Genomic DNA, 26,809 nt, shown 5'->3' with positions numbered 1-26,809 from the left:
CTGTCTCGATATCAGTCATTGGTGTCACGCGGGCAGATCCACACCGTCAGCGCGCTGAGGTTGTCCTGGTGCGGATTGCCGCTGGATACGACGCGGCCGACCATGCGCTGTATCCATTCGTCGGGGCGCTGGCTCGCGGCCAGCAGCTGCTCCATTTCCGACTCGTGCATGCCTTCCCACAGGCCGTCCGAGCACAGCAGGAAGACATCGCCGGGCTCCAGGGCCACGGCGGCGGAGCGGATGCTGGGCGGCACCTGGCCTTCGGCACCGATGGCGCCGGCCAGGACGTTGCGGTTGGGCAGGCGGCGCGGGTCGTTCTCTTCGTACAGGCCGGCGTGCAGCAGCTGCTGCACCAGGCTGTGGTCTTCGGTGCGCAGGTGCATGCGGCCTGCGCGGAACCAGTACAGGCGCGAGTCGCCCCAGTGCGCCCACAGGGCGCGGCCCTGTCCGGGGTCGATGCACAGCACCACCACGGTGGCGCTCATGTGCATGCGCGAGGCCGAGGTGGACTGCTGGCCGCTGACGCGGTGCTCCGCCTGGGAAATCAGGGAGGCCAGGCTGGCAGGGGCGAACAGCGGGTTCTCCCGGAAGCCCTCCAGCACGGCCTGGACCGTGAGCTGGGCGGCAAGTTCGCCATGCCCGTGCCCGCCAGCCCCATCGGCCAGGGTGCAGCACAGGCCGCCGGCGCCCAGGTCCATCAGGCCCATGGCGTCTTCGTTGCTGGAACGCCTGCCGCTGTGCGATGCGCTGGCCACCTGGATGCTGTAGCGGTGGCCGTCTCCGTCGAGGTAGGCGATCACGGCTGGCCTTTCACGGACTGCTCGGCGTTTTCGTAGGCCTCGACGAAGGTGCGGCCCGAGAAGGCCATCAGATCGTCCTCGGCATGGCGGCGCAGCACGTCGAAGTTGTGCTTGTAGTCGTCCCACAGCGCAGCCTTGCGGCCATTGGTCAGCAGCTTGTCCAGCAGGCCGGGGTTGGTTTCGGTGCGGCGCTCCAGCTCGGTCGGATCGAACCGGGTCAGGGCCTCGGCATAGGCGGCGCGGATGCCGGCCATCAGGGCCAGCTGGTGCACGTGCAGATCCTGGAAGGCGTCCTGCATGGCGGGCAGCGGCTTCATGAAGCCCGGGAAGGTCTGGTGGACCATCTGCATGAGCACGCCCTCGGAATTGGGCAGGAACTTGAGCGGATTGTTGGCGCCCGTGGCAATGATGGTGACGCCGGCACGGAACTCGCGCTTGATCTCGGAGCGCGCCGCCAGCAGGTCGATGGTGCCCTGCACGGCAATGCGCAGGGCTTCGCCGAAGGTGCGCATGAATTCGGGCGTGACCTCGAAATGGGTCTTGGCCGGGTTCAGGCCCGCGCCTTCCATGAAGGCCGTGGCCAGGGCCTGCAGGTCGGCGTGGGCGGCGCTGGCGGCCGGCTGGGGCTGCACCGGAGCATCGACAGGCGCGGCGGTGCAGGGCAGGGTGCCGACGGGAATGGCGGCGGCGCCCTGGCCGAGGATGCTGGAGGCTGCGTTGAAGTGGGCGCTGGAGCTGGTGTTGGCGGGAGCGGTGGCAGCGCTTGCGGCAGAAACGATGGCTGGCGCAGCTTGGCCTGCGCCGGACTGGAAGATGTCCAGGTCCAGCCCGTTGGTGGGCAGCAGTCCGTCGAGCACGACGGGCTCGGCGGGGATTTCGGGGGCCGTGGCCATCGGTGCAGCAACTGGTGCAGCGGCAGGTAAGGGAGCTGGTACGGCAACTGGTACGGCAGCTGGTGCGGCCTGAACCTGTACAGGTTGCTGTGTCTGCGCCGCAGGCGCCAATGACTGCTCCAGGCCGGCCGGCTGGGCCGGCGCCGCTGCACCCTGTGCAGCAGGCTGCGCAGGCGGCTGCATGCGCGGCAGGTTGAAGGCCTGGCCCAGCTCGGAGCCCCGGCCCGATGCCTGTTGCAGCGGCGCTGCGTCGCCGGGCAGGCCGCCCTGGTCGAACAGCGCGAGCGGATCGAGCTTTTGCGATGCCTCGAAGCACGAAGGCAGGCCGGTATGGGAGGCGTCATGCAGTGCCTCGGTGCTCAGGCCCTTGAGGGGAAGCGTTTGGACCATGCCGTCATGGCGCTGCTGAATCAGCTCGCCCTTGCCGTGCGAGGGCAGGCCGGCCCAGCCTTCTTCCTGCTGCCGAGCCTGCTCGGGCGGCGGTGCAAAGGGGTCGAAATCATTGGGAATCAGCAGCGGGCGGTGCTGCGGCCTGGCCGGCTGCGGCATCGCCATGGCCGCTTGCTCGGGGGGGATTGCACTCTCGGCAGAAGGCGCAGGCGGGGTCTGGATGTCATCCAGGCTCAGCGCCGTCAGGCCTTCCCAGGGATCGGCGATGCCGGCGGCGGCTGGAGGCAGAACGTCTGCCAGTGGCGCAGCTTCTGCCGGCCCCGTTGCTTGCGGCTGCAGCGGGCTGTCAACTGCGAGGGGCTGCTGGATCGGTGGCTGCGGGATTGCCGTGACCAGCGAGGGAACCGATGGCGTTGAGGGTGCTGAGGGCGCAGAAGGTGCTGAGGGCGTCACAGCCGCTGCAAATGCTGCGCTGGCAGGCGCCGGCACGGCTGCACCGGGCGAGGCCGGTGCCTCGAAAGGGGTGCCCGGCGCCACGGCGGCCAGGGTGTAGGCGCCGATGCGGATGCGCGCGCCCAGTGTCAGGGCCACTTCCTGGCCCGAGCGCACGGGCTGGTCTGCCACCCAGATGGGATCACGCTCGCTCAGGTTCGCAACAAAGGCTCCCTCGGAATCGAGCCTGACCATGGCGTGCACGCGCGCCACGGAAGCGTCCGGATCCGAGATGATGAGCTTGTTCTGGCCACTGCGTCCGATCGTGCCACCTGCCATGCCGAATACGGCATGCCAGTGGCGGTCGACCGCAACGCCATCGTGGTCCACGACCCTGAGTTCGATTTTGTCCATGGAGTCTTAGGCTAGGCAGTTTTCAGGAAGCGTCGGGGGCCTCGGCAGGCCTCAGGAGGCCTTGCGCGCGGGCGCCGGGCGCTTGTTGCGCAGCGCGGCGCGGGCATTGTTGAATTCCCGGCCCCAGGTGGGATGGCCCTTTTCGGCCTCGGTCAGCTGGAAGGTGGGGTCCAGGGCCAGGGCCATGTCGAAGTGCTGCCGGCAGGGCTTGCGGCGGCCTTCCACGCAGTGGCTGAAGGCGATGTACTTGAGCGCCTTGACCTGGCTGCTCATCGGCAGCTCCTGCGCGGTGGACAGGGGCGTCAGGGCCGTGATGGCATCCTCGTAGCGGCCATCCACGTAGAGCTGGATGGCCTCGACCAGCTCCTGCTCCTTGATCACCACCGGGTCCACGGGCTTGACGGGCTCGACAGGCGCCTGCACCACGGGCGGTGCTGGCTCGGGCTCCACCGGCTTGGGTGCGGTTTCGCAGGCGGCCAGCCCGAAGGCAACGGCAAGGGCAAGGGTCAGGCGCTGGAGGGAGTGAGGGATATGCATGGACATGGTCATCGGGCATCAAAGTCATGGGAAAGGGTCACCGACTGGCCGTCGGTGATGCGGATCACCTGCCGATAGCTCTCGAAGCCGGGGTTGCGCAGTTCCACCGTGTGGGAGCCTGGCGCCAGCTTGAGCAGCACGACGGGAGGGGTGACGCCGGACGGCTTGCCGTTGATCAGCACGTTGGCCCAGGGGCTGACCCTCAGGCGCAGGTTGTGATCTGTCCGTGGCGTCTCAGGCCGTGCGGCCAGTGCGGCGGAGCGCACCGGGGCCGAGCCCGATGTCAGTGCGGTGATCGATGTGATCACGCGGCTGTTCAGTGCAAAGCCGCCGGCCGTGGGCGCTGCGGTTGCCACGCGCAGCCGTTGGGCGGCAGGGCAGCGCTGGGTCCAGCGTTCCTGGGCGCGGCTGTAGGCGTCCCGCCACGGCGTACCCGTGGTCTCGTAGGCCTGCAGCGCAAAGCCGGGGTGGGCGGCGAACGCGGCGTCGAAGGCGGCCTCGCAGCGCGCCCATTCCTTGTGCGTGCAATAGGTGTAGGCCAGGTACTTGTGGGCGGAGGCCCGCTCCATGGGATCCGCCAGCCCGCCAAACAGCGCAGCCTGCAGCGCACGCTCGGCCTGGGCCAGGTCGCGCGCCTCGAACAGCGCAATGCCCTGCGCCAGCTGCGGGCGTCCTGCCGAGCCGGTTTGGGCCGGCGCGGCCTCCTCGCATGCCGCCTGGGAATGCGCCAGGCAGGGCAGGCCGAGCACTGCAGTGCACAGCATCCATCGCCAGCGGTGGTTCATCAGTCGAGCCATGCGCCGCGCTCATTCGAAAAGATGGTTCACGGTCACCGACTCGCCCTTGGTGACCGTGATGGTCTTGGTCACCGTAGAGGCCGCACCCGGGTTGCTGATGTCGATGCGGTACTCGCCCTCCGGCAACTCCATCTGGGTCAGCGGCGGGCTGGTCCGTGCCGGGGCGCGGTTCACGGAGACATAGCCCCAGGGCACGACCCGGAACACCACCTTGCCTGTGGCCGCTGCGGGCTTGGCGGGGCGGGCTTCGGTCTTGGGCGGCTCGGTGGGCAACGGCTCGGGCACCGCGGCCACCGTGACGGGGGCGACGGGCGCGCCCTGCTCGGGCTGGGAAGGGGGGAGTTCAGCCAGCGCGGCCTGCTCCGGCGGGGACATCGGCTGCACCTGCTCCGTGGAGGCCAGCGAGGCCTCGTTGAGCAACTGCTTGAGCAGCGCCTGGGCCTCGGTGCGGTGCTGTCCTTCGGGGAAGCTGTCCAGGTAGTCCTGCAGGCGGGCCAGGCTGGACTGGCTTTGCGCCTGCTGCCATGCCAGGCTGTCGCGGGCTGCCAGGGTCTTGGCACGGGCCTGGTCCTGGGAATGGTCGTACCACAGCACGCCGCCGCCCGCGATGGCCGCCAGCACCAGGGCGCCGATGGCCATCGGCACGGCCATGCCGCTGCGCCTGGCCTTGGGCACTGCCTGGACGGCAGCGGCCGGAGGCTGCACCCCTGCGGGCGCGCCCTGAACGGCGGGTGCGGAGGCGGGCTGTTGGGATGCAGGCGCCTGCGCCTGAACCGGGGGCTGCGCAGGCTGAGCGGGGGGCAGTGCCTGGTCGATGTCGATGTACGGACCGTTGTCCAGGCCCATGGGATCGGCGGCAGATGCCTGAGGCGTCATCTGGGGCGCGGCTGCGGCTGCAGATGGCTGGACAGGGCCGCCTGTTGCCAAACCCCCAGGCGCGGTGGGAGCGGGCGGCACCGGTGCGACCGTGGCGACAGGAGGGACCGATGCAACAGATGCAACAGGCGGGACCGCAGGCACGGGCATGGCTGTGGCCGCGGGCGCTGCCTGCGGCGCTGCTGCAGGAACGAAGATTTCCGTGATCGGCACGAAGCGCGGCGCCTGCACGGCTGCCGACTGGGTGGCCATGGCGGCCTGTACGGACGCAGGCGGCGTGATCGGGATGTAGATGGGGCTGGGCTCCCCCGGCGCAGGCGCTGCCCGGGCGTCGGTGGACAGGCCCAGCAGGCTGCGCAGCTCGGCAATGGATTGGGGGCGGTCCTGGGGGCGAACGGCCAGCGCCCGTTGCATGCCCTGCAGAAAAGCGTCGGAGTAGCCCGGGACCTGTTCGGAGGTCAGCGGCTGCATGGGATCGGTGACCATGCGCGCGACCGAGGTGGCCGGGATGCGGCCCGTGGCGGCCTGGTGGATCAGTGCGCCGACCTGGTAGATGTCCGTCCACGCGCCCTGGGGCATGGCGCCGTCGTCCACGTATTGCTCGATGGGCGCAAAACCGGGCTTGAGCACCATGGTCAGCGCCTGGGTCATGTCGCCGATGATGCGGCGCGCGGCGCCGAAATCCAGCAGCACGGGGCTGCCATCGCGCTGCACGAAGATGTTGTCCGGCGCGATGTCGCGGTGGAAGCAGTCCTGCGCATGCAGCACTTCCAGCACGTCCAGCAAGGGGATCAGCAGCGCGCTGAGCCCGGCCTGATCCATGCGGCCGGACGATGCCTTCAGCACCTGGCCCAGCGTCTGGCCCTCGTAGTGGCGCATCACCATGTAGGCCGTGCCGCCGGCTTCGAAGAATCGGTAGACATGCACCAGGGTGGGGTGGGAGAAGCGCGCCAGCAGGCGGGCCTCGTTGATGAAGCTGCGCAGCCCGGCGTCGAAGGCGCCACGATGCTGCGAGCGCACATGCACCTGATGGGAGCTTTGCCGACCGGCCAGTGCCGAAGGCATGTACTCCTTGATCGCGACCTCGCGGTCCAGCGAGAGGTCACGGGCCTTGTAGACGATGCCGAAACCGCCTTCGCCGATGACATCGAGCACGCGGTATTCGCCAATCTGGACACCTGCCGGAAGGCAGTTGGTCGAACATGCTGCTTCGCTATCCATGCAATCCCACCCAAGATGTTGTTTCACACGCTGGCGGGCGAGGTCTGTCGCAGTGCCAGGGTGCCGAATCTGTTCGAGGCCATTGGACAAGCACAAAGCCGGCATCGCACCGGCAATCTGTCTATGCAACCGCTGGTTTTCCTCGATCAGCCAATTGTCTGAAGCCGAGGGCCAAAGACGAACGTCATGGACTCGTCATGAATACAAGATCGTATTTCAATCGGACTCCGAATGCGGCGTGAGTGTAGCTTGAGTTCTGCAAAAAGCCATGACACGTATCGAATGGATAAGCGATGGATACATTTTTTTTCAGATGTATCGGCCGTAACAATTCAGTCGGGCCAATTGTTTGTATTTTTCCGATCTTATCCACTATCATCGCGGCTCCAACAAAGGAGGGCGGTTCACGACAGTGAGGATTGCAGGCGATTGTCAATACATTCCTTGACCATCCAGGGTATGCGCCGCACTGATCTGAATCACATGTTCAGTGAATCGGTTTCGTGCGCTCTGCCCGGGAGTGGTTTTCCCCTTTGTTCGCGTGTGAACCATCCGATGCAGTCGGTCTATTGGGTTGCATGCGAACGTTTAATCCATTAATTCGAGAGGTGTGCAATGTCCGTTGATATGTTCATGAAGGTCGAGGGCGCCAGTGGCGAATCCCAGGATTCCAACCACAAGGGCTGGACCGACATCGACTCCTTCACCTGGGGCGCGACCCAGCCCAACACCATGGCCAGCGGCGGCGGTGCCGGCGCCGGCAAGGTGAGCTTCCATGACCTGAACGTCATCGCCAAGGTGGACAAGTGCTACCCCGCCGTGCTCAAGCACTGCGCCACGGGCAAGCACCTGGGCCAGGTCGACATCTCGCTGTGCAAGGCCGGCGGCTCGCAGATCGAGTTCACCAAGATCACCCTGACCGACGTCATGGTGACGAACGTGACCGTCAGCGGCGCCAACTCCTCTGACACCGTGACTGTCAACTACTCGTTCCAGGCTGCCAAGGTCAAGACCCAGTACTGGGAGCAGACCAACCAGGGCGGCAAGGGCGCCGAGAGCCAGATGGGCTTCAACATCAAGGAAAACCGCGAAGCCTGAGTCTTCTTGCGCAGGCTTGCTGCTGCGGCAAACCCGCGTCGGATGCATCCGGCGTGGGTTTGCCGTGGATGCGCGGGAATATGGCCTCCATCCATCGATGGAGGCTTTCCAGTATGGAAAGCTGGAATCGAGCGGTGGATCGAATATCGGGCAGGACGTGCCTTGTCTCTGCATGCAAAGGCCGCTGATAGCAGATTCACATGTCAGTTCCTTGACAGAAAGCCGCCTTCCGTTCCTGCCAGAGGCTGAATGCCTCAATATCTTGCAATATTTAACAAATACACAAACCCATGGCCGCAGGCATGGGGAGATTGATGCGCTCTTTGCACCAGGTGTGTGCGGAAACTCTCTGGAAAAAATGGATTGGCGCAAATATGCGCAGGATTACCGCGAGTGGGTTCCTGTCGGTGTTGGTCCAGTCACTTTGAATGTCTGGTGCCGGGGGCTGCCAAACGCTATGGTGTGTATGGCCTTTGCGGCGGCAAGTCGCGGAGCATACACGAAGATCGGCCGTTGTCGAGGATATTCTTGTAGGTCCAATTATTAAAACGCAATTCGTTTCTTTAATAAATCCCACTGCCAACTTGTGTACAAGAAAGAGTACTAAATGCGTGAATGGACCATTGGCCATTGCCTGATAGCAAATCAGGCAATGGTATTGCTGCTGCGGTCGGCGTATACCCTGTCTTCGGCCATGCGCGAGTCCGGTGTCGAAGGCAAGGCCTGGCCCTTCTTCAGGGCTCCGGGCATGTCGTTGCCAGGCCTTGGCGGCGGCCAGCGGCAAGGCCTGCGTGCTCCAGCAGGCGTGGCAGTCGCATGAGCATCGCGGTTGTTTCCTCGCCGGTGTGCGAGACGCGCCAGGGGCCTGCAAGCAGCGCGCATTCGCTGGCTGCGCAGATCTACGCCTGCCTGAAGAACGACATCTTCGATTTCCGCCTGCTGCCTGGCGACCGTTTCAGCGAAGGCGAGATCGCCACGCGCATGCAGGTCAGCCGCACGCCCGTGCGCCAGGCGCTGTTCTGGTTGCAGCGCGATGGCTATGTGGATGTGCACTTCAAGAGCGGATGGCAGATCAAGGCCTTCGACTTCAAGTACTTCGAGGATCTGTACGAGGTGCGCACCCTGATGGAGACCAGCGCCGTGGCCAGCCTGGTGGGCGAATCGCTGCAGTCATTGCAGCCGCTGCGCGAAGTCTGGTGCGTGCCCGAGGAGCAGCGCGAGACCGACCCCGCCGTCGTGGCCTCGCTGGACGAGGCCTTCCATACCGGCCTGGTGGCCGCGACCGGCAACCAGGAGATGGCGCGCATCCACCTGGACATTACAGAGCGCATCCGCATCATCCGCCGCCTGGATGTGATCAAGCTGCCGCGCGTCTCGGCAACCTATGACGACCATGCCGCCATTCTTGCCGCCATCGAGGCCGGCGATGCCGCGCTGGCCCAGTCCTGCCTGAAGCAGCACATCGCCGACAGCCGTGCCGAGGTCAAGCGCATCACCTTCTACATGCTGCAGACGGCGCGCGAGCGCTACGGAGCCCTGCAGCAGACGGCTTGATGGTCGGGATGGGTGGAACGGGCCTCTTCGGAGGCCCTTTTTCATGGGCGCACGGGCCGCTGGGCGAAGGCGGGCGTGCATCCGGCCCGGCAAAGGCTGCAAGTCGCGGGTAAGCGGCCCGCTTATCCCTGCATTGCGGCGGCGGCGTCCCGGTAGTCTCCCTGCCAAACCGTGGACGGGCCCTGCGCCCGCACCATCCGCAAACTTACAGGGAAGAGAACATGAGCATCAGAACCGACAACCTGAATGTGCAAAGCCTGTTGGCCCGAGCCCAGTCCAGGCTCAACAGCAGCACCACGGCGCAGACGGCTTCGGACTCGGCCATCAAGAAGAGCGATGCGCAGGCCGGCGCCACGAAGACGGACAGCACCAAGACGGAGACCACCGAAGCGGAGAAAGTCCGCAAGCTGGCGCCTTCGCTGTCCAAGGCGCACGAGCGCATTGCGGCCCAGGCCCAGGCGGGCTCTACCTCGCTGTCGGCGCTGGGGCAGTTCAAGTCGTCCCTGGTGGATCTGGCCACGGCGGGCAAGGAGATGGCGGCCCTCACGGCGACCAGCACCACCCAGTCGGTCCAAGGTGCGCTGGAAAAGCTGGTGGCGCGCTACAACGCCAGCGCGGCCAAGGGCAATGCCAGCGCGGCCGCCGGCTCCACCACCGATGTGGGTGCCACCCGCGCGCTGCGCGAGTTGCGTGCGGCCATCATGAGTGTCACGGGCAGCGCGACTTCGCCCAGCCTGGCCAGGATCGGCATCGTCCAGCGCCAGGACGGCACGCTGGCGGTGGACGCCAAGGCCCTGGAAAAGTCCATGGCCACAGATCCCGCAGGCGTGACCTCGGCTCTGGCCGGCATTGGCAAGGCGGTGGAAAACAGCGCCAACGATGCACTGTCCACGGGCAGCCGGCTGAGTTCGTCCATGGCAAGCCTGGGCGACCGGGTCAAGGCGCTGCAGCAGCAGCAAAGCGCCGTGGTGGCGACGGCCGAGAAGCTCGGCGATTCCCTGGTCGGCTCGGCCAACTGGAATCGCATGGTGCTGGACGCCTACCTCAAGAACTAGTTTTTGCCGCGTTTCCGTCCCGCATCCTGTTTCCCCATCATGAAAAATCTGCGCATAGGCCTTCGTCTCGGAGGCGGTTTCACCATTCTTTTGCTGATCATGCTGCTCATCAGTGTCACCAGCATCGTCAGCATGGGGCACATGGCCCGCTCGACCACGGAAATCACCGAGGTGGCCCTGGCCAAGGAGCGGATGATCAGCGACTGGTTCCGCAACATCCACTCGGGTTCGCGCCGCACAACGGCCATTGCCAAGAGCAGCGATCCCTCGCTGGCCACCTTCTTCGCCGAAGACGCAGCCGAGTCCTCGCGCCAGTCCAGCAAGCTGCAGGACCGCATCGAGCCGCTGCTGCAGACCCAGGAGGAAAAGGACATCTGGGTCGAGATCAAGAAGGCGCGCGCCGGCTATCTGGCGGGCCGCGACGTGGTGACCAAAGCCAAGGCCGAGGGCCGCGCCGAAGACGCCGAGCGCCTGTTCACCCAGCAATACCAGCCCGCCACGCAGCGCTATATCGACATGGTCCAGCGCCTGCTGGACATGCAGCGCGCGGCCATCGACAGCTCCGCCGCCGATGTGCTGGTGCGCTTCTCGGCCAGCCGAGCCGCCATCATCACGGTGGTCTCGCTGGCCTTTGTGCTGGGCGCGCTGGCCGCCTGGTGGATCACGCGCGGCATCACCAGGCCGCTGGCCGAGGCCCTGCGCGTGGCGCGCACCGTGGCCAACAACGACCTGACCAGCCGCATCACCGTCGATTCGCGCGATGAAACGGGCCAGTTGCTGCAGGCGCTGCGCCAGATGAACGACAACCTGGCCCAGGTCGTGGGGCAGGTGCGCTCGGGTGCCGACAGCATTGCCACGGCTTCGGGCGAGATCGACGCGGGCAACCAGGACCTCTCCTCGCGCACCGAGCAGCAGGCCAGCTCGCTGGAGCAGACGGCCGCTGCCATGGAGGAGCTGACCAGCACGGTCAAGCAGAACGCAGAGAACGCGCGCCAGGCCAATCAGCTGGCCGCTTCGGCGTCGCAGACAGCCGTGCAGGGCGGCAAGGTGGTGGCGGGCGTGGTGGACACCATGGGCGGCATCAGCGAGTCCAGCCGCAAGATTGCCGACATCATCGGCGTGATCGACTCCATTGCCTTCCAGACCAACATCCTGGCGCTGAACGCCGCCGTGGAAGCGGCGCGTGCCGGCGAGCAGGGCCGCGGCTTTGCCGTGGTGGCCGGTGAGGTGCGCGCGCTGGCGCAGCGCAGCGCCTCGGCGGCCAAGGACATCAAGGACCTGATTGCCGACTCGGTCTCCAAGGTGGAGGCGGGCACGCGCCAGGTGGCCGAGGCCGGACGCACCATGGACGGCATCGTGCAAAGCGTGCAGCAGGTCAGCGACCTGGTGGCCGAGATCACCGCCGCCAGCCAGGAGCAGAGCAGCGGCATCAACCAGGTGCACCAGGCGATTTCGCAGATGGACACGGTGACACAGCAGAATGCGGCGCTGGTCGAGGAGGCGGCCGCTGCAACCGGCTCGCTCAAATCCCAGGTGCACCAGCTGGCCGCTGCAGTGAGCGTATTCCGTATCGAGGGCGTGGCGTCCGCTCGTCCGGCGGTGGCCCCAGCCCCGGCCCCTGCCGGGCGTGCACAGCCTGCGGCAGCGCAGATGCGCGCTCCTGCCAGGCCGCTGGCCGCGCCTGCGGCTGCTGCGTCCCCGGGCGCACCCGCCGCCAAGCCTGCAGCCGCCAAGCTGCCGGCCTCCCGGCAGTCCGTGCCTGCCACTGGCAAGGACGATGGGGACTGGACCTCGTTCTGAGCCCGGCCAGGTTACTTGGGGGCGCCCAGCTCGTACTTGGAGCCCTCTCCCTGGCCGTCGGTGATGGCGGCGGCCTGGCCGGCGGCCGGATTCACGCCGCCTGCATCTTCCTTGTTGGTGGCACCTGACCCGCTTGCCGGTTCAGACGCCCGGGCGGGCAGCGGCGCGGCAGCCGGCAACGGCTCATGCGGGTCGCCCTTGGCATGGGGCATGACCTGCTCGGCCGTGATCACGGGCTGGCCCAGCAGGGGCTTGTCCGGTGGCGGCTGGTTGAAGCGCGGCACTTCGGCCATGGGAAATCCCGCGCGCTGCGACGAGGTCTCGCCCGAGCAGGCGGCCAGCGTCAGCAAAGAGGTTGCGGCGACGGCCAGGGCCAGCCGTCTGGCAAGTGTCGTGGCATGCACAAATTCATGGGGCATGGTTGTTCTCCGGTGGTCTATCTTCCGGCCGACATGCTCCCACGCGCCCAGGGCTGGTGGCGTAGGTCCATGCCGGATTCCCGGTCGCCGACCACCGCAATCCTTGCTCAGGGCTGGCTGCCGCTGGCCTTCCACGATCCGTCGGACTGCTTGCAGAACCAGAAGCGCCAATTTTCCGAGGTCTTTTTCAGGCGCACATCGGCCGACAGCAGGCGGCAGCTTCCGGCCGTCCCGGTCTGCACGGTCTGCTGCGGCTGCAAGGCCATCGTCACGCGCTGGTTGGTACGGTTCGGGCCGCTGGTCCATTCGGTCAGGGAGCCGTCGGCGGCCTCGTTGAGCACCTTGGCCACGGTGGCCTTGGCATCGGGCAGGTCCCTGGCGGGAATGCGCGCGGCGATGGTGTCGTTGAGGAAGATCGAAGCCGCAGCGCTGGCGCTGGTGGACACCAGCGAAGCGGCAGCGGCCAGCGATGCGACGGTGATGGCAAAGGTTTTCATGCAATGGGTCCTGGAAAGTGGGCCGACGCCCGCAGCGGGGTGTCGGAAGGAAAGTATCGGGCCATGTTAACGGCTGCAATGGCGCCTGCGGGCGTCGCGCGTCGCCGAAACCAGCGCAAGCTGCGCCACAGTGCTGCCGAGGGCTGCGCAAAACGTTTACAGTCCTTGGCGGATTTCCCCGTCCCTTCCTGCCAGAAACTCCACTGCATGCCACGATCCTCCCGCAATCAGAGCACCCAGCGCTTTGCCATTCCATGGACACTTGTTGCCGGCTTTGGCGCGGCGGCACTGGCCACCCTGGTCATTGCCTTCGTCAATTTCAGGGCGTCTGAGACGCGAGGCCAGGCCGTGGTGGCCATGGACCGCACGACACTGGCCATGCGCCAGCTCAGCCAGCTCAATGCTTCGCTCAAGGACGCTGAGACCGGGCAGCGCGGTTTTCTGCTCACGGGCGACCCGGCCTACCTGCAGCCCTACCAGCAGGCACGCGATGTGCTGATGCAGCAGCTGGAGGCGCTCAAGGCGCGCACTTCCAATGACTCCGACCAGCACCGGCTGCTGGCGCAGATCGAGGAGATATCGGCCCAGAAGCTGCGCGAGCTGCAGGAGACCATAGACCTGCGCAAGTCCGGCGATCTGGACGCCGCCATGGCCCTGGTGCGCCTGGACGTGGGCAAGAACGCCATGGACCGGCTGCGCGAGCTGATCGACGACCTCTACACGCACCAGACACGGGAGCTGGCCCAGCGTCGCCAGCTGTGGGTGGAGGCATCCACCACCTCGACCTACTATTCCTGGGGCGGCTCCCTCATCCTGCTGGGCCTGATCCTGGCATCGGCCGCGCTGACGGTGCGCGAGTACCGCGTCAAGGCCCGCCAGTCGTGGGTGACGTCCGGTCTTTCCGGCCTGGGGCAGCAGTTGCAGGGAGACCACCGGCTGGAAGACCTGGGCCAGAAGGCGCTGGAGTACCTGGCCAACTATTTGCGTGCCGATGTGGGCGCCGGCTATGTGGTGGACTGCGCCGATGGCGGGTTGCGCCTGTTCGGCGGCTATGCCCTGCCGCGCGAGCGACTGCAGCAAAAGCTGCTGCCCGGCGAGGGGCTGGCGGGCCAGGCGGCCGCGTCGCGCAAGCTGCTGCATGTCAGCGATGTGCCTGCCCAGCATTTGCAGATTTCCTCGGGCACCGGCCAGTCCAGCCCCTTGCAGCTGATGCTGGTGCCCGCCATGGAAAACGGCGAAGTGTTCGCCGTGATCGAACTGGGCTTTCTGCGCCCCGTGGGCGAAGCCGAGCGCAGCCTGCTGGAGCGCGCCTCCGAATCGCTGGCCGTGGCCATTCGCTCGGGCCTGGACCGTTCGCGCCTGGAGACCTTGCTGGAGGAAACGCGCCGCCAGTCGGAAGAGCTGCAAGCCCAGCAGGAAGAGCTGCGCGTGAGCAACGAGGAGCTGGAGCAGCAAAGCCGCATCCTGCAGGAGTCGCAGACCCAGATGGAGCACCAGCAGACCGAGCTGGAGCAGACCAATGCCCACCTGGAAGAGCAGACCCAGCAGCTGGAGTACCAGCGCGAGCAGTTGCTGCGCGCCCAGGGCGCGCTGACCGACAAGGCCCGCGAGCTGGAGCTGGCCAGCCAGTACAAGAGCGAGTTCCTGGCCAATATGAGCCACGAACTGCGCACGCCGCTGAACTCCACCCTGATCCTGGCCAAGCTGCTGGCCGACAACAGGCCGGGCAATCTGCAGGCCGAGCAGATCAAGTACGCGCAGACCATCCACGCCGCAGGCAGCGACCTGCTGGCGCTGATCAACGACATCCTGGACCTGTCCAAGATCGAGGCCGGCCAGGTCACCGTGGTCGCCGAGCCCGTGACCATTGCCACGGCGCTGCAGACGCTGATGGAGCCGCTGCGCCCGATTGCCCGCGAAAAGGGCCTGGAGCTGTCCTGGACCGTGGACCCGGGCGTGCCCGCCACCATGCAGACCGATCCCATGCGGCTGGCCCAGGTGCTCAAGAACCTGTTGTCCAACGCGCTCAAGTTCACGGCCAAGGGCTCGGTGGGCCTGCAGGTGTCCTGCGCGCCCCAGGGCATGCTGTCTTTCGCGGTGCGCGATACCGGCATCGGCATTGCCGAGCAGCAGCAGCAATTCATCTTCGATGCCTTCCGCCAGGCCGATGGCAGCACGCACCGCAAGTTCGGCGGCACGGGCCTGGGCCTGTCGATATCGCGTGATCTGGCGGGGCTGCTGGGCGGCACGCTGACCGTCTCCAGCACGCCTGGCCAGGGCAGCGTTTTCACACTGACCGTGCCCGTGAGCCTGGAGTCGGCCGAGTCCGGCCCGGCCACGGCCGCGACTGCCGCACCGCAGCCTCAGCCGCAGGGGCTGCGAGAGGCCTTGGCAGCGTCGTCCGTGCCCGTGCTCGCAACGGCCAACGTTGCGCCCGCCGCACCTGCGTTCGCGCCGCCCATGTCGCCTGCCATGGCACCTGCCGCGTCGGCGGCAACGGACGCCCTGCGCAAGAGGGGTCAGAGCGGGCGCCGCATCCTCGTGATCGAGGATGACCTGCGCTTCGCGGACATCCTGTCGGAGCTGGCACGCGAGATGGATTTCGAGTGCGACGTGGCCAATACGGCGTCCGACGGCCTGTCCATGGCGGCCGACAATCAGCCCAACGCCATCGTGCTCGATATCAACCTGCCCGATTTCTCGGGCCTGGGCGTGCTGGACCAGCTCAAGCGCAACCCGGCCACGCGCCACATTCCCGTGCACGTGGTCTCGGTCGCGGACTATTCGCAGGAAGCCATGGGGCGGGGTGCCGTCGGCTACGCGCTCAAGCCCGTCAAGCGCGAGGAACTGGTCCACGCCCTGCAGCGGCTGGAGGCCAAGTTCACCCAGGACCTGCGCCGCGTGCTGGTGGTGGAGGATGACGAGCGCCAGCGCGAGAGCGTGCGCCACCTGCTCAGCCGCAGCGATGTGGACATCGTCTGCGCGGGCACGGCGGCGGCCGCGCTGGATCATCTGCGCGGCTCCACATTCGACTGCATGGTGATGGACCTGAACCTGCCTGACATCAGCGGCTACGAGCTGCTGCAGCGCATGACGGACCAGGACGATGTTTCCTTCCCGCCTGTCATCGTCTACACGGGCCGGGCGCTGTCGCGCGATGAAGAGCAGCAGCTGCGGCGCTTTTCCAAGTCCATCATCATCAAGGACGCGCGCTCGCCCGAGCGCCTGCTCGACGAGGTCACGCTGTTCCTGCACCAGGTGGAGTCGGAGCTGTCGGCCGAGCACCGCCAGATGCTGCAGGTCGCGCGCAGCCGCGAGTCTGCGCTGGAAGGGCGCACGGTGCTGGTGGTGGAAGACGATGTGCGCAACGTGTTTGCGCTGTCCAGCATCCTGGAGCCCACGGGCATCCGCGTGGAGATCGCGCGCAACGGGCGCGAGGCGCTGGAGGCGCTGGAGTCTCGCGGCGCAGCGCAGGCCGGTATCGACCTGGTGCTGATGGACATCATGATGCCCGAGATGGATGGCTACACCGCCATGCGCGAGATCCGCAACCGGCCGCAATGGCGCCGCCTGCCCATCATCGCCCTGACCGCCAAGGCCATGAAGGACGACCAGGAGAAATGCCTGGCCGCCGGTGCCAACGACTACATCGCCAAACCGCTGGACGTGGAAAAGCTGCTGTCGCTGGTGCGGGTGTGGATGCCCAAGTAGCAAGGAGGACGCGATGCCTCAGCTGAAAAAAGCCCGCACCGCCGACATCGAGCAGCGCCTGCTGATCGACGCCATCTACCACCGCTACCACTACGACTTCCGGGGCTATGCCCAGGCCTCGCTCAAGCGGCGCCTGCAGACGGCCCTGGTGCAGTTCGGCTGCCAGACGCTGTCGCAGCTGCAGGACCGCGTATTGCATGATGCAAGCGTGTTCCCGGCGCTGCTGGAATACCTCACGGTCCAGGTCAGCGACATGTTCCGCGACCCGAGCTATTTCCGGGCGCTGCGCACCGAGGTGGTGCCGCTGCTGCGCACCTATCCCTCGCTCAAGGTCTGGGTGGCCGGCTGCAGCGCGGGCGAGGAGGTGTATTCGCTGGCCATCCTGCTGGAGGAGGAGGGCCTGCTGGACCGCACCCTGATCTATGCCACCGACATCAATCCGCATGCGCTGCGCGCGGCCGAGCAGGGCGTGTTCGACATGTCGCGCGTGGCGGCCTTCACCGACAACCATGCGCGCTCGGGCGGGCACAGCTCGCTGTCGCACTACTACACGGCGCGTTACGGCCGCGTGGTCTTCGACAAGGGGCTGCGCGAGCACATGGTGTTCTCCGACCACAGCCTGGCCACCGACAGCGTGTTCGCCGAAATGCATCTGGTGTCGTGCCGCAACGTGCTGATCTATTTCGAGCGCGAGCTGCAGGACCGGGCGCTGGGCCTGTTCCGCGATGCGCTGTGCCATCGCGGATTCCTGGGGCTGGGCTCCAAGGAGTCGCTGCGGTTTTCAGGGCATTCGGAGGCCTTCGAGGACTTCGTGCTCGAGGACCGCATCTACCGCAAGAAGGCCGGGCTGTGATGCCCGTGACCACGAACACACCCGCCTCCGACGCCGCCACAGCCTACGAGGCCATCGTGATCGGCGGCTCGGCCGGCGCGCTCGATGCGCTATCGGTGGTGCTGCCCGCGCTGCCGGCCAGCCTGCGCGCCTCGGTGCTGGTGGTGCTGCACCTGCCGCGCGATCGCCGCAGCCTGCTGGCCCAGCTCTTCGGCCCGCGCTGCGCCGTGCCGGTGCGCGAGGTGCAGGACCAGCAATGGATCGAGCCTGGGTGCCTGTACTTCGCCCCGGCCGACTATCACCTGCTGGTGGACAGCGGCCCCCGGCTGGCGCTGTCGCTGGATGCGCCCTGGCATTTTTCGCGGCCCTCCATCGACGTGCTGTTCGAGTCCGCTGCGGATTGCTATGGCGAGCGGCTGCTGGCGGTGCTGCTGTCCGGCGCCAATGACGACGGCGCGCAGGGCATGGCCAGTGTGCACGCCGCCGGTGGCCTGGCCGTGGTGCAGGCGCCCGACGGCGCCCGCATGCCCACCATGCCGCTGGCGGCGCTGGCCCGCGTGCCGCAGGCCCAGGCGCTGGCGCCCGAAGGCATTGCCTCCCTCATTGCATCGCTGCACCGCCAGGGAAGGCTTTGAATGTCCAGCCGGCACGCCCCCACAAGACTAAATACCGAGAGAGAATCCATGCCCCATACAGATCGCGTCAAATGCTTGATCGTCGATGACATCGCCGAGAACCTGATCGCCATCGAGGCGCTGCTGCAACGCGACGGCATCGAATTCCTCAAGGCCCAGTCCGGCCCCGAGGCGCTGGAGCTGCTGCTCAACCACAGCGACGTGGCCCTGGCCCTGCTGGATGTGCAGATGCCCGAGATGAACGGTTTCGAGCTGGCCGAGCTGATCCGCGGCAGCGAGCGCACGCGCCATATCCCGCTCATCTTCATGACGGCCGGCTCGCGCGAGCACAACTGGCAGTTCCGTGGCTATGAGAGCGGCGCCGTGGACTTCCTGTACAAGCCCATCGATCCCCACATGCTGACCACCAAGGCCAATGTGTTCTTCGAGCTGCACCAGCGCAAGCAGGCACTGGCCCATCAACTGCAGGAACGCACCGAGGCGCTGCGCATCAACGAGATGTTCATGGCCGTGCTCAGCCACGACCTGCGCACGCCGCTGCAATCCATCAAGGCCGCCGCCACGTTGCTCACGCGCCAGCCCGATACGGGCAAGGTGGCCAGCATGGCCGAGCGCATGCTCAGCAGCAGCCAGCGCATGTCGCGCATGATCGAGGACCTGCTGGACGTCACCCGCATCCGCCAGGCGGAAGGCCTGCCGCTGTCACCGCGGCCTACCAGCTTGCAAGCGCTGCTGCAGCGCACGCTGCAGGAAGTGGAGACGGGTTTTCCGCAGCGGCGCCTGGACAGCGAGATGCTGGGCAATCTCGATGGCACCTGGGATGGCGAACGCCTGTGCCAGGTGCTCACCAATCTGGTGGGCAACGCCATGCACCATGGCGATCCGGCGCAGCCTGTGCAGGTGACGGCCGATGGCAGGCAGGACCATTGCGTGGTCATCACGGTGCGCAACGGCGGCACCATTCCTGCGGAGCTGATGCCCACCCTGTTCAACCCGTTTCGCGGAGGAGAGCGCAAGCCGGGCCAGCACCAGGGCCTGGGCCTGGGGCTTTTCATCGCGCACCAGATCGTGCGTTCGCACAACGGGCGCATCGATGTGCACTCCGCCGATGGCGTGACCAGCTTCAGGGTGGAGTTGCCGCGCGAGATGGCAGCGGGAGGCTCCAAGGCCGTGCTGTGACGGCGGGAGCCGATGGACCGGCAGGCCGGTCTCGGGAAAATGGGCTCAGTGGACGGGCCTGGTGTGCAGCGCTTCCTGTATGGAGTCCAGCAGCGTTTCCAGGTCCTCGATCTCGAAGGGCTTGAGCAAGGTCCGCACCTGGGGACCCCAGGCGGCGGGGTAGGGCCCCAGGTCGTAGCCGGAGCACAGGATGATCCAGCGCTGCGCATCGGCCTGCAGCAGCTGCCGCGCCAGATCGGTGCCGGACAGGCCCGGCAGACTGACATCGGAGACCACCACGTCGAAAGGCTGGCCCGCATCCAGTTCCAGGGCCTGCTCGGCAGTGGCGCAACTGGTCACGAAACGGGATTCGCTCTCCATCAGCAGGCCAATGGTTTCTCGCAGGTCGGCATTGTCTTCAACGTACAGGATTCGCATATCTCTTTGTTGCAGTGCGTCATGCTGCTATCAAAAAGGCAGCATGGACGAGGGCTGATCATCCACACCCGCCGCCCTCCATCACGTAGGACAGCATGCAAACTTGGTCGACGGTTGCCTTCTGTGCGCGCCAGGCGATGGATTGTGCAATACAAAGGCAAGTCCCACGAACGGCCTGTGCGATCTCAAGTCTGGGCAGTGGGCAGGGGATCCAGCACATGCCTTTGCACGGGCAGGAATTCACCGGCCTGCCGCGAATAGTCCCAGCGCGTGAGCTGCCGGCGCCAGTCCTGGCCTGTGGCGCCATCCCGATGCTCCAGGGTGAACAGGCTGTTGGGCGCATGGGCGCGCAGCCGCACCGAGACCGCGGTGCCCGCCTGCGCTGCCCACAGCCCGGGCAGGGGCTGGACCAGGCCGGGGTCATGCCCATGGCCCGAGAGCACCAGTTGCGCTCCGGCATCGCGCCAGCGGGCCAGGGCCTGCGCGGCGCGGTGAGGACGGTGGCTGCGGTCCTCTTCGTGGGCCGCAGCCAGCGGGTGGTGGCTGACGACGATGCGCCAGTCGGCGGGGCTGGCCTGCTCCAGGCGCTGCGCCACGTGCAGGATCTGCCCGGCCGACAGGCTGCCGCGCTGGTGGCGCCACCAGCGTGTGGTGTCCACGCCGATCACGCAAAAGCCTGGCACGGCGCACCAGGGCTGCAGTTCGGAATCGATCCAGCGCACATAGCGGTCGTGGGCGTGGCCACCCAGCCGTTCCCACCAGGCGAGCAGCGGCAGGTCGTGGTTGCCGGGCACCACCAGTCGCCGGGGCACGGAAAGGCTGTCGAGAAACTCCCGCGCCTGGGCAAATTGCGCGGCCGTGGCGCGCTGGGTCAGGTCGCCGGAGACCACCAGCAGCGTTACCGGCAGCCGGGCCGCCAGTCTGGCCACGGCGGCGCACACGGCCTGATCGTGGGCGCCGAAATGCAGGTCCGACAAATGCATGAGCAAGGCCATGGGCGCTCCTTGTTCCTCACTCGGCGGTCAGGAGGAGGCGGGCTCTGCCGGGGCAGGCACCACCAGCCACAGCGGCTTCTCGCCCAGGCGAAAGCGGATGGGCGGCGCCATCCATTCGCGTTCGCCATCGAAGGCCACCTTCATGCGGCGAGGACGCCGTCCTGCTGGCTCCGCCACCAGCTCGGTACAGGCCAGGCTGGCGACGGCATCGTCCTGGGCCAGCCGTCCCATCACCGCATTCCAGACCACGCGCGCCGGGGCCTCGCTGGCCTGGGGCAGCAGCAGCACGGCGGCCAGATGCCGGCCATCGGCCACGGCGCGGGCCTCGTCAATCCCCACGCGCTCCAGCTGCAGCGGGTTGTTGCCGACGAACAGGGTGGTGGCCAGGTGCTCCTGCTGCTGCAACGGCGCATCCCGGTCGGGGCGCAGGGCCACGCGCCAGCGGCGCACGCTGCCGCCGCGCAGGATGCTCCAGATGGAGGCGGCAATGGCCACCAGCCGGGTGCGGCCGAACCGGGTGGACGCGCGTTCGCGTTCGTCGAGCAGGCGGGGGTACAGGCCCAGGCTGGCGTTCACCAGGAAAAGCCGTTCGTTGACCAGGCCCACGTTCACGGCCCGCATCTGGCCGGCCTGCAGCGCCTGGAGAATGTCCTGCACGGCCTGGGCGGGCTCCAGTGACAGCGCCTGCTCGCGGGCGAAGTAGTTGAAGGTGCCCAGCGGCACCACGCCCATGGGCACGCCACGCGACCAGGCAGCCGAGGCCACGGCATTGATGGTGCCGTCACCGCCGGCGGCCACGACCAGGCCGCCGTCCCTGCGTGCACTGTCCACGGCGCTGGCGGCCAACTGCACGATGTCGGCCCTTGCGCCCGGCACATGCCAATGCACGCTGCGCTGCTGCAGCGCCGGCACGCCGGTCAGGCGGGCGCGCAGCTGCTCCAGGTCGGCGCCGGGGCGCAGCGGCACGATCAGGTGGATGGGGCCGGCGGGATCAAGCCTGGGCGGCTGGTTGTCGCAAGATGAGGGCGTCATGGAAGGAAGCGGGCTGGAACAGGCGCCGATTGTTCCGTGGATGGCACCTGCCGGTGCACCGGATCATGCAAGCGGTGCGCGTCAGCCAAAGCCGACAGTCTGCGGGCTGCTGACTGTACCGGCTCACTCGCGCCAGGGGGCGCGGTAGTCCAGCATCTGCGCCAGCGGCACGGGCCGCTCGAACAGATAGCCCTGCGCATGCTCGCAGCCGAGCTCGTGCAGCAGCTGCGCCTGGGCCTGTTCTTCCACACCTTCGGCGACCACCTTGACGCCAAAGCCCTGGGCAATGCGCAGCACGGCGGTCACGATGGCCTTGTCGGACTCGGAGGCCGGCAACTGGCCCACAAAGCTCTGGTCGATCTTGATGCAGTCAAAGCGCAGGCGGCTCAGGTAGGCCAGGGACGAGTAGCCGGTGCCGAAGTCGTCGATGGCGATCTTCACGCCCAGCGCGCGGATGGCGGCAATGCGCTGCAGCGTGGCGTCGCTGTCGTCCAGCAGCATGGACTCCGTCAGCTCCAGGGTCAGCACCCGGGCGGGCAGGCCGCTGGTGGCCAGCGCCTGCTCCAGCGTGCAGGCGAAGTCGGACTGGATCAGCTCGCGCGCCGACATGTTGACGTGCAGCTCGAAGTCGGCCGGCAGGTGCGCAAGGTGCAGGGCAATATCGTGCGCCGCCGTGCGCAGCACCCATTCGCCGACGCTCAGGATCAGGTCCGACTCCTCGGCCACCGGGATGAACACGCCCGGCGGCACCCTGCCGCGCGTCGGGCTTTCCCAGCGCACCAGGGCCTCGGCACCCACCATGCGGCCCGTGGCCAGATCCACCACGGGCTGGTAGAAAACGCGCAGTTCGTTGCGCTCCAGCGCCTGGCGCAATTCCATGGCCAATTGGGTGCGGCCCAGCATTTTCTGCGCCAGGCTGGGCTCGAACAGCAGGAAGGGGTGCGAGCCGCGCTGCGCCTCACCCAGCGCAATGCTGGCGTTGCGCAGCCACTCGGGCAGCGCGCCCGGCAGCAGCTCGCCGCTGACGGCGCCCGCGCAGGCGCGCAGCACGATGTCGTCCTTGCCCACGGAAAATGGCTGGTCGAAGATCTCCAGCAGATGGCGGCATTTGTCCTGTACCTGCAGCGGCGTGCACTCGTGCAGCCACAGCACGGCGAATTCATTGCTGGCCGTGCGCGCCAGCAGGGCCGGAAATTGCAGATGGTGGTTGAGCAGCCTCTCTGCCACGGCCCGCAGCAACTGCTCGCCCGTGCCATGGCCCACATCGTCGCGCACGCTGCGGAAGTTCTGCAGCTCCAGCAGGCACAGCGCGGCAGGGACGGGCGCGCCGGCGTTGGCGGCCGCGTCGGCCCGCTCGATCAGGCCGGCGCGCGTGAGCAGCTGCGTCAGGCTGTCGTACTGCAGCAGGGTGCGCATGTGCTCGAAGGATTCCTGCAGCCGCTGCGCCATGTTGTGGAATGCCGAGACCAGGGACGAGGTTTCCACCACGGACGTGTCCGGCAGCGCCTTCACCGCCCTCCAGTCACCCTGGGCCAGGCGGTTGGCCGCGTCGGCCGCCACGGCCAGGGGGCGCAGCGCCCTGCGCAGGCACCACAGGCCCAGCGCCAGCCCCAGCAAGGCCAGGCCGACAGCCAGGAAAAGGGTCTGGCGGCTGTCCTCCCGCATGCTGCTGACCAGATCGGACTCGGGCTGCAGCACCAGGATCCGCCAGTCGATGCCGCGCACATCGTGGAAGGGGGTGACCTGCCCGTGGTAGATCTGGCCCTGCTCCGTGAAGCTCAGGTTGATGACACGGTCAGGGCCTGTCCGGGCTGGCGTCGAGCCCTCGCGCGCATGCCCGGGCAGGTGCTCGGGAAGCCGGGCTGCCAGCGAGCGCAGCGCCAGGTCGGGGCTTTCGGACAGGCGCAGGCGCACGGGCGGGTCATAGGGGCCTTCGCGGCGTTTCAGCACCGACAGCTCGGAGGAGTGCGCCACCATGTAGCCCTGCGCATCGACCACGGCGATATGGCCATTGCCGCGCAGGGGCTCGTCGCGCAGAAAGCGGTTCATGCTGCTCAGCCGCACATCGGCGGCCAGCACGCCGGCCAACTGGCCGGACACACGCACCGCAGTGGCTGCGGAAATCGTGGCATCACCCCGGTCCCCCGTCACCGTGTAGATGGGCGACCAGTGCGGGCCGTCTTCGCGAATGGCGGGCTGGTACCAGGGACGCACGCGGGGGTCGTAGCCGGCAAGGCTGGACATGGGCGGGCCCGGCTGCAGTCCCTCGAAAATCTGCAAGGTTCCCTGGGTGCTGCGGTCCTGAAGAATCAGGCGGTAGTGGCCATCGGGCTCCAGCCGCACCCCCGTGTATTCGCCTTGCACGCCTCCAAAGCTCAACAGGCTGATCTGGTGGTGCTGGGCATAGAGCTCGGTGAATGAGCGTGTCAGATAGCCATAGATGGGCCGCAGGTCTCCGGGGGTGTAAAGCGCCTGCCGGGCCACGGTCTCGGCCAGGGCCTGCTGCACGCGCAGCGGAGTCTCCAGATAGTCGGCTAATTGGTGGCGCGTGGTGGTGGACAGGGAGTCGAGCAGCCGCAGACTTTCGCGATTGATGAGCTGGTCCACCTGGCGCTGCTGCCAAGCCGCCAATAGCCCGGCCGTGACCACAAACACCGCAATGAAGGGGGCCGTGACTGCCGTGCGAAGTGAGAGCCGAAAGGCGGGCATGCAGAGGTTTCCGTAGCGTGCGCCGGGCAGCCAAGGGCCGGGTCTGCCTGCGACAGCGGCCATTGTGCAGTGCCTCGGCAGCCTTTCGCGGCAGCTGTCGCCCCCTGTGCAGGAGCTCTCCCGTGGGTGATAGGAAAAATTGTCGATAAATGATTTTCAGTAGAAAAAATGAATAATGAACGGGCATTTGCCGCAACGCAAAGGCATGGTCAGTGCGTCTGCAATGCCTTCCATTGCGGCACTCCTTTTACATATCCGTTTACAAATTGATCTTCATTACATGTAGACATCACATGTAATGGTCGCTATGGTATCCGCATGGAACAAAAGACATCAGCCCACTACCAGCGTCTGCACCGGCAACGGCTGCGCGAGCAGGGGCTGGTGAAAAAGGAGGTCTGGATTCTTCCAGAGTACGGTGCTGCATTGCAGCAATTGGAAAAGCAAATGCGCGTGTCCGGCTTGCAACCGGATTCAATGGTTCTCATCCACAAGGGGGGCAGCATGGACAACAGCAGACAGGCATATCGGGATATTCACGCCTTGGCGGGCGATCTGCAGCAATCAACGCTGGTGCAGGGCGGCCGGCTCCATATCGAGGTGCTTGAAGGCGCGGACGCCAGTCTGCTCATCAGCCTGCCCGAATTCGGCGATCTGCCGGTCCACGTGGCCCTGTCGGGCGACCAGCTGGTGGTGGAGGCCTTTCTCTGGCCCGCCGACCAGGTGCACGACCGCGCCGGCCTCAACGAGCAGATGCTGCGCCTGCAAAAGCTGTTTCCCTTCACCACCATGGCGCTGGAACCCCAGGCCCATGGCGGCGAGGGCTATGTGATGTTCGCCGCCCTGCATGCCAGCAGCAGCGAGGGCGACATCATTTCCGAAATCCTCACCCTGGCCGACAGCGTCATCCAGGCCACCGAGGCGCTGGCCCACTATCTGACCCCTGCGCCGGTGCCCGCGCCAGTGCAGGCCTGAAGCCTGCCCGTTGAAGACACTGAGCCCCAAGGAGATCATCATGACCATCTGGAACAAGCTGGTGACCGCGTTGCGCGGCGCAGCGCACGAGGCCGGCGAGGCGGTGACCGACAGCCAGGCCCTGCGCATCCTGGACCAGGAAATCCGCGATGCCGACAGCGACCTGAACAAGTCCAAGGAAGCGCTGGCCGACATCATGGCCAAGCAAAAGCTGGCGGCCGGCAAGCTCAAGCAGACCCAGGAACGCATTGCCGAGTACGAGGGCTATGCCGTCAAGGCGCTGGACACCAGTGACGAGGCGCTGGCGCTGGAAGTGGCCGGCAAGGTCTCCGTGCTGGAGACGCAGCGCGACGAGGAGCAATCCCAGCTGGACGCCTACACGCAAAGCGTGGAGCAGCTGCGCGTGGCCATACAGACGGCGCAAACGCATATCAAGCGTCTCAAGCAGCAGGCCGACACCGTCAAGGCCACGGAAAGCGTGCAGCGCGCCCAGGCCACGGTGGCCGGCCGCTATGCAGGCTCGCAGACGCGCGTGCAAAGCGCGCTGGACTCGCTGGAACGCATCAAGCAAAAGCAGGCAGAGCGCGGTGCGCGCATGGAAAGCGCGGCCGAGCTGGCGCGCGACAGCAGCGAAGACGCGCTGGATGCCAAGCTGCGCGCCGCCGGCATCACGCCCCAGGCGGGCAATGCGCAATCGGTACTGGAACGCCTGAAGGCGCAGCGCGCAGCCGCTGGCGGAAAAAGCGCTTGATGCGCGGCCGTGGTCCGGGCAGGCCGCGTCGTGCCCGCCGTCCTGGCTGCCGGGTTTGAAGGGAGGAGATAAAACATGTCTGCATTCCTGCAATACGCGTTCGGCTTTCCGACCTTCATCTTCGGCGCTTTGCTGCTGTTCATGCTGCTGTACTGGCTGATCGCCATGCTGGGCCTGCTGGAGGTGGACTCGCTGGACCACTGGGTGCTGTTCGACGGCAGCGACCATGCGCACGGCGTGGAGCACTCGGCCAGCGCGCTGGCCGGGCTGCTGCTCAAGGTGGGCCTGGGCGGCATTCCGCTCACGGTCATCCTCACCGCGCTGTTCCTGCTGTCCTGGCTGGCTTCCTATGTGCTGTGCCATTTCGTGCCCATGCCCCAGGGCTGGACCCTGGTGAACCTGCTGACCGGCACCTTGGTGGCCGTGGCGGCTGCCGTGCTGGGCTTTGCCGCCACGGTGCTGGTGCTGCGCCCGCTGCGGGGCATCGTCAACAAGGTGGCGCCTGCAGAGGAGCCCAAGGTGCTGCTGGGCCGCACCGGCCTGGTGCGCAGCGCCGTGGTGGACGGCACGCAGGGCTACGGCAGCGTGGAGGACGGCGGCGCCGGCCTGAACGTGCAGATGCGCTCGCCCGAGCGCGCACTGGGCCGGGGCACCGAGATCGTGCTCATCGAGCACCTGCCCGAGCACAACGCCTGGCGCGTGGTCAGCAAGGCCGAGTTCGACGGCACCGAGCTGCCGCGCTAGCTCCAGGAATTTCCAGGAATTCCTTCCTATTCGTTCCCATTGATTC

Annotated in this window: 22 protein-coding genes; 11 read left to right on the top strand and 11 right to left on the bottom strand. The window is 66.9% G+C overall.

Annotated elements, in window-relative coordinates:
* Nucleotides 1–11: 11 nt before the first annotated feature.
* Genes ACF8LI_RS03110 through ACF8LI_RS03090 form a run of 5 tightly spaced genes read right to left on the bottom strand, consistent with a single transcriptional unit; the run spans nucleotide 12 to nucleotide 6,360 of the window.
* Nucleotides 12–800, bottom strand: coding sequence for a PP2C family serine/threonine-protein phosphatase (locus tag ACF8LI_RS03110; protein ID WP_046240040.1), 789 nt, complete (start codon nucleotides 798–800; stop codon nucleotides 12–14).
* Entirely contained in the window at nucleotides 797–2,929 is a 2,133-nt protein-coding gene (gene tagH, locus ACF8LI_RS03105) for a type VI secretion system-associated FHA domain protein TagH (protein WP_392411986.1), read from the bottom strand. Before tagH ends, ACF8LI_RS03110 begins: the two co-directional genes overlap by 4 nt.
* A 51-nt stretch (nucleotides 2,930–2,980) precedes the next feature.
* Complete coding sequence (locus tag ACF8LI_RS03100; protein ID WP_223275220.1) at nucleotides 2,981–3,466, bottom strand: TssQ family T6SS-associated lipoprotein; 486 nt, start codon at nucleotides 3,464–3,466, stop codon at nucleotides 2,981–2,983.
* Nucleotides 3,467–3,474: 8 nt separating this feature from the next.
* Nucleotides 3,475–4,263 (bottom strand): PEGA domain-containing protein, encoded by a 789-nt coding sequence (locus ACF8LI_RS03095; protein ID WP_016446979.1) that lies wholly within the window; start codon nucleotides 4,261–4,263, stop codon nucleotides 3,475–3,477.
* A 9-nt stretch (nucleotides 4,264–4,272) separates the two neighbouring features.
* Nucleotides 4,273–6,360, bottom strand: a complete 2,088-nt coding sequence (locus ACF8LI_RS03090; protein ID WP_392411985.1) for a protein kinase — start codon at nucleotides 6,358–6,360, stop codon at nucleotides 4,273–4,275.
* A 615-nt stretch (nucleotides 6,361–6,975) separates the two neighbouring features.
* Between ACF8LI_RS03090 and ACF8LI_RS03085 the strand changes: the two genes are divergently transcribed.
* From ACF8LI_RS03085 to ACF8LI_RS03070, 4 genes are all read left to right on the top strand, one after another.
* The gene (locus tag ACF8LI_RS03085) at nucleotides 6,976–7,458 is read left to right on the top strand and encodes a type VI secretion system tube protein Hcp (RefSeq protein ID WP_016446977.1); all 483 of its coding nucleotides are present in this window, start codon (nucleotides 6,976–6,978) and stop codon (nucleotides 7,456–7,458) included.
* Nucleotides 7,459–8,274: 816 nt separating this feature from the next.
* Nucleotides 8,275–9,012 (top strand): GntR family transcriptional regulator, encoded by a 738-nt coding sequence (locus ACF8LI_RS03080; protein WP_016453385.1) that lies wholly within the window; start codon nucleotides 8,275–8,277, stop codon nucleotides 9,010–9,012.
* Nucleotides 9,013–9,233: 221 nt separating this feature from the next.
* On the top strand, nucleotides 9,234–10,067 hold the full coding sequence (fliD, locus tag ACF8LI_RS03075; RefSeq protein ID WP_017407064.1) for a flagellar filament capping protein FliD: 834 nt from the start codon (nucleotides 9,234–9,236) through the stop codon (nucleotides 10,065–10,067).
* A 39-nt stretch (nucleotides 10,068–10,106) separates the two neighbouring features.
* Nucleotides 10,107–11,867: a methyl-accepting chemotaxis protein gene (locus ACF8LI_RS03070; protein ID WP_034367177.1), complete on the top strand. Its 1,761-nt coding sequence runs from the start codon at nucleotides 10,107–10,109 to the stop codon at nucleotides 11,865–11,867.
* Nucleotides 11,868–11,878: 11 nt separating this feature from the next.
* On the opposite strand, the gene ACF8LI_RS03065 is transcribed toward ACF8LI_RS03070, so the two are convergent.
* Both ACF8LI_RS03065 and ACF8LI_RS03060 read right to left on the bottom strand, forming a co-directional pair.
* A complete protein-coding gene (locus tag ACF8LI_RS03065) occupies nucleotides 11,879–12,286 on the bottom strand; it encodes a hypothetical protein (protein ID WP_126311361.1) in 408 nt (135 codons plus the stop codon).
* A gap of 107 nt (nucleotides 12,287–12,393) precedes the next feature.
* Nucleotides 12,394–12,783 carry a hypothetical protein gene (locus tag ACF8LI_RS03060; protein ID WP_392411984.1) on the bottom strand — a complete coding sequence of 130 codons (390 nt, stop codon included), beginning with the start codon at nucleotides 12,781–12,783 and terminating at the stop codon, nucleotides 12,394–12,396.
* 207 nt (nucleotides 12,784–12,990) lie between these two features.
* Here ACF8LI_RS03060 and ACF8LI_RS03055 point away from each other — a divergent pair, with 207 nt between their 5' ends.
* The 4 genes from ACF8LI_RS03055 to ACF8LI_RS03040 are packed head-to-tail and all read left to right on the top strand — an operon-like array spanning nucleotide 12,991 to nucleotide 19,140.
* Nucleotides 12,991–16,494, top strand: coding sequence for a response regulator (locus ACF8LI_RS03055; RefSeq protein WP_016453387.1), 3,504 nt, complete (start codon nucleotides 12,991–12,993; stop codon nucleotides 16,492–16,494).
* Nucleotides 16,495–16,507: 13 nt separating this feature from the next.
* The gene (locus ACF8LI_RS03050; RefSeq protein WP_074923196.1) at nucleotides 16,508–17,347 is read left to right on the top strand and encodes a protein-glutamate O-methyltransferase CheR; all 840 of its coding nucleotides are present in this window, start codon (nucleotides 16,508–16,510) and stop codon (nucleotides 17,345–17,347) included.
* Nucleotides 17,347–17,961 (top strand): chemotaxis protein CheB, encoded by a 615-nt coding sequence (locus tag ACF8LI_RS03045; RefSeq protein ID WP_016446969.1) that lies wholly within the window; start codon nucleotides 17,347–17,349, stop codon nucleotides 17,959–17,961. Before ACF8LI_RS03050 ends, ACF8LI_RS03045 begins: the two co-directional genes overlap by 1 nt.
* 48 nt (nucleotides 17,962–18,009) lie before the next feature.
* Nucleotides 18,010–19,140, top strand: coding sequence for a hybrid sensor histidine kinase/response regulator (locus tag ACF8LI_RS03040; protein WP_016446968.1), 1,131 nt, complete (start codon nucleotides 18,010–18,012; stop codon nucleotides 19,138–19,140).
* 45 nt (nucleotides 19,141–19,185) lie between these two features.
* On the opposite strand, the gene ACF8LI_RS03035 is transcribed toward ACF8LI_RS03040, so the two are convergent.
* The 4 genes from ACF8LI_RS03035 to ACF8LI_RS03020 form a co-directional block, all read right to left on the bottom strand.
* Nucleotides 19,186–19,557, bottom strand: coding sequence for a response regulator (locus ACF8LI_RS03035; RefSeq protein ID WP_016446967.1), 372 nt, complete (start codon nucleotides 19,555–19,557; stop codon nucleotides 19,186–19,188).
* Between the two features lie 185 nt (nucleotides 19,558–19,742).
* Nucleotides 19,743–20,552, bottom strand: a complete 810-nt coding sequence (locus tag ACF8LI_RS03030; RefSeq protein ID WP_016446966.1) for a metallophosphoesterase — start codon at nucleotides 20,550–20,552, stop codon at nucleotides 19,743–19,745.
* 27 nt (nucleotides 20,553–20,579) lie between these two features.
* Nucleotides 20,580–21,584 carry a diacylglycerol kinase family protein gene (locus ACF8LI_RS03025; protein ID WP_016446965.1) on the bottom strand — a complete coding sequence of 335 codons (1,005 nt, stop codon included), beginning with the start codon at nucleotides 21,582–21,584 and terminating at the stop codon, nucleotides 20,580–20,582.
* 123 nt (nucleotides 21,585–21,707) lie between these two features.
* Nucleotides 21,708–24,356: an EAL domain-containing protein gene (locus tag ACF8LI_RS03020; protein WP_392411981.1), complete on the bottom strand. Its 2,649-nt coding sequence runs from the start codon at nucleotides 24,354–24,356 to the stop codon at nucleotides 21,708–21,710.
* Nucleotides 24,357–24,797: 441 nt separating this feature from the next.
* Between ACF8LI_RS03020 and ACF8LI_RS03015 the strand changes: the two genes are divergently transcribed.
* From ACF8LI_RS03015 to ACF8LI_RS03005, 3 genes are all read left to right on the top strand, one after another.
* Nucleotides 24,798–25,268 (top strand): YjfI family protein, encoded by a 471-nt coding sequence (locus ACF8LI_RS03015; protein ID WP_227469518.1) that lies wholly within the window; start codon nucleotides 24,798–24,800, stop codon nucleotides 25,266–25,268.
* Nucleotides 25,269–25,308: 40 nt separating this feature from the next.
* Nucleotides 25,309–26,019, top strand: coding sequence for a PspA/IM30 family protein (locus ACF8LI_RS03010; RefSeq protein WP_016446962.1), 711 nt, complete (start codon nucleotides 25,309–25,311; stop codon nucleotides 26,017–26,019).
* Between the two features lie 75 nt (nucleotides 26,020–26,094).
* A complete protein-coding gene (locus tag ACF8LI_RS03005) occupies nucleotides 26,095–26,763 on the top strand; it encodes a hypothetical protein (RefSeq protein WP_016446961.1) in 669 nt (222 codons plus the stop codon).
* The last annotated feature ends 46 nt before the right edge of the window (nucleotides 26,764–26,809 follow it).

It is taken from the genome of Delftia sp. WSY_12 (assembly GCF_043104645.1).
Classification (GTDB): domain Bacteria; phylum Pseudomonadota; class Gammaproteobacteria; order Burkholderiales; family Burkholderiaceae_C; genus Comamonas; species Comamonas tsuruhatensis.
The sequence above is the reverse complement of the archived record's forward strand: the minus strand, read 5'-3'. Positions and strand labels throughout refer to the sequence as shown.